This window comes from Vulcanococcus limneticus LL (genome assembly GCF_002252705.1).
Taxonomy (GTDB): domain Bacteria; phylum Cyanobacteriota; class Cyanobacteriia; order PCC-6307; family Cyanobiaceae; genus Vulcanococcus; species Vulcanococcus limneticus.
Window position 1 is genome coordinate 1 of sequence record NZ_NQLA01000105.1, and the last position, 2843, is coordinate 2843.

Consider the following 2843-nt stretch of genomic DNA (forward strand, 5'->3'; position numbering starts at 1 on the left):
CGGTACATGTGGAAAACTTTGGTCGGCAATTTGGCCGTAACAGGCCGATTTGCGCACATTTTACCGGCAGAAGCTGCTCAGATCCATTGCGGCGCAGGAGATCTGGTGTTTCTCAGGAGGCCCTCATTGGCGGCAATCCTGGGGACGTCGGGGGCGGCGTGTCTGAGGTGCGGATCAACTACGGCCCTGGATACAGGGTCTACTACCTGCAGAAGGGAACCTCCTTGATCATCCTGTTGGCTGGCGGAGACAAGAGCTCTCAGGCGAAGGTCATTGGTGAGGCCCTTCTGCTGGCAGTCAATCTGAGTGAGGAGTCCCGATGAAACCCACGACCAGCCCCTACGACGTCGCCGCGCATCTACGAACACCTGAGGAAATGGCGGCCTACCTGGAAGCCTGCATCGAGGAGGCAGATGGAGATGCCGCCTTCATCGCCAAGGCCTTAGGCGACATCGCACGGGCACAGGGCATGACCCAGGTGGCCAGAGACTCTGGCCTTTCCAGGGAGCGCCTCTACAAGGCATTGTCTGGCGAGCACAGTCCGAGCTTTGACACCATCCTGAAGGTCGTCTCTGCCCTTGGATTGAAGCAGAGCGCCAGTGTGAGAAGTTAAGCGGAGGTGGCTTGAACTCTGCTGGCGAAGCGTAGGCCCGCAATCGTTGCTTGTGGAGATGCGACACCTTCGAACAAGCCCCTGGAGTGGACAGGCCGCCTGCGATTCTGGTTCGATGCCTATAGCTTCCTGCCTGCCACTCAAGGGCAGCGTTCGCCGAAATGAAACAGGCCGCTTACGTCGATGGCTATTCCCGACTTCCGCGATGACGGACGATTGCCTGACGGGCTTCATCCTGCCAGCGAGTCTGAAGTCACTTTTCGCTTCGGCTCGGCGACACCTCGCCGGCGGCGTCTTGCTTTGCGGCTTCGGCGTTGGATCGCCTTAGCGCGTGCGGTCCACGCCAAGCGTTTCCTCGTTGATGGTAGTTTCGTGACCGCGACTCCGGATCCTCAGGATGTCGATGCGGTCGTCTGGCTGGAAGACGACTTCTCAACGCGAGTATCCCGCGGCGATGTCGAGGCTGTGGAGCTTGAAATGATGCTCCTCACTCGCCAGCCCGAAGAGATCTATGCCGCCGGCACCCGGCGGGACTGGGAAGACTGGGTACAATACTTCAGTCTTACCCGAGAAGCCGACGGTAGGCGGAAAGGCCTTGTGGAGGTGGAACTGTGATAGCCACAGAAATCGAGTATGAGAAAGCCCAGTTGGAGTTGCGACAGTTGCAAGAGCGGCTCGAGCGATTGCAGCAGGATCATCCGATTGGTGAGAACGGATTTACAAAGGCAGGAATTCGGAAGTTGATTGCGAGGCTCAACGAGGAACTTGCAGTGTTCGAGGGTAGCGAAGAAGCACGTTCCTCGCCCGCGACATAGCGGCGAGGACTGGCGAACAAAGCCTTGCAGCCGACTCGCGAGAGCGTCTTGCGGTATGGATGCCGTATTGGCTGCGAGCGGCTGAAGGCCGGTGTTAGGCAGACAAGACATGCGTCCGAACATCTCGGAATTTAGCTACGGCTTCGCTCTCACTAGCGAGCTGGTTAAGGCACCTGGGGGCGTCACGGCGGCACCAGTCTTCCCTTCTCTCATTGCCGAAGGGCAGGCCGGTGGAGGATGGGATGTCAGGCTTGATCGTCCAGGAGTACCGCTCTTTCTGCAGTTCAAGCTGTGTGACAAAATGACTCGTCGTACTTGCAAAGAAGTGCGCCATGCGGACTTCAACGTGCCGTGTTATCGAATGCATCTGCGGCCGTCTCGAACCTCAAGCCAGCACGAAATGCTGCTTGACCTCGAGGCATCTGGCCAAGAGGTCTTCTACACAGCCCCAATGTTTCATCAGCCCGAGGAACTAAATGCTGCGTTCCTCGATGGTGCGATTCGCGCTCGTTCAATTTGGATCAAGCCATCCGACATCGGTCCTCTGCCTGATGATCGTGATCATCACGTCTCTTTCGAACTAGGAAGTCCTTGGACATTGTTCTCGGAGCCACGGCAACTCGAGACTAAAAGGACGTTCGAGGATGTAGCCACTGATCTCGAGGAACGCCTCCGACAGAGAGGGGAGGTTGACCTCTCCCGAATGAACCTCGAAAGCTTGGCAGACACCATCTCCGAGATTTCCGAAAAGTCAAGAGATATTGGCGTGCGGCAGCTCAACATGGCTAGGGAAGTGGCACGTCAAGCGGCGCCCCTCCAGCGGATTGCGTACTACGCTTCTGTATTCTTAGAATCGCAGTTGTTCATCGTTCAGGGAAGGCAGCAGGCCGCCTAACTTCGGCTTGCAGTCGTTGGCGGCCCGCGAGATGATGAGTAGACTCAACAACTGAAGCGGCAGCGTTACGCAGACACAACTCATATGGCTCAAAAGACAAGACTATTTCAGGATGTCCTCCGCGTGGTAAGCAGCCCCGGAAGCGTCATTTACAACGCGTATCTCGCTAGTGTAAATGGCATTGGGCATATGGACTGTCCGGCTCCATCCTGGGATCCTGACGGGACTTACCGATTGGTGGCCGTATCAGGAAGCCTAGTGATCCAGCACCTAGTTGAAGGCTCGTGGGAGTCTGCGCCAACGGAAGATCCAAAGAGGAAAGCAAATGTTGTACAGGGCTCAGTTTCAACAAAAACAAGAACGATCCTCTGAGGTGGATGGCTTTTATTGGACAGATTCGGCCCCTGACATCGTTAACCCCGGGCGGGAAGAACAGGGTTTGGTCTCAGTGTAGACCTCATGGGGAGTTTTGCCTCCCAGTGCGCTGTGCGGTCTTACATGGCCATACCTCCAGAAGAAG

General features: G+C 56.6%; 4 protein-coding genes. All 4 read left to right on the forward strand.

What is annotated here, in order from left to right:
* The coding region (locus CJZ98_RS17425; RefSeq protein ID WP_408645529.1) for a type II toxin-antitoxin system RelE/ParE family toxin at positions 1 to 323 on the forward strand (323 nt) is incomplete at its 5' end.
* Complete coding sequence (locus tag CJZ98_RS17430; RefSeq protein WP_094592371.1) at positions 320 to 613, forward strand: addiction module antidote protein; 294 nt, start codon at positions 320 to 322, stop codon at positions 611 to 613. The genes CJZ98_RS17425 and CJZ98_RS17430, both read left to right, overlap by 4 nt.
* A 183-nt stretch (positions 614 to 796) precedes the next feature.
* Positions 797 to 1228, forward strand: a complete 432-nt coding sequence (locus CJZ98_RS17435) for a DUF6932 family protein (RefSeq protein WP_157911085.1) — start codon at positions 797 to 799, stop codon at positions 1226 to 1228.
* Positions 1229 to 1537: 309 nt separating this feature from the next.
* Positions 1538 to 2323, forward strand: coding sequence for a hypothetical protein (locus CJZ98_RS18615; RefSeq protein WP_157911086.1), 786 nt, complete (start codon positions 1538 to 1540; stop codon positions 2321 to 2323).
* Positions 2324 to 2843: the final 520 nt, after the last annotated feature.

Bases quoted from the DNA above. Each gene is read 5' to 3' on its own strand.
- CJZ98_RS17430 (WP_094592371.1), top strand. From the start codon at position 320: ATGAAACCCACGACCAGCCCCTACGACGTCGCCGCGCATCTACGAACA.
- CJZ98_RS17435 (WP_157911085.1), top strand. From the start codon at position 797: ATGGCTATTCCCGACTTCCGCGATGACGGACGATTGCCTGACGGGCTT.
- CJZ98_RS18615 (WP_157911086.1), top strand. From the start codon at position 1,538: ATGCGTCCGAACATCTCGGAATTTAGCTACGGCTTCGCTCTCACTAGC.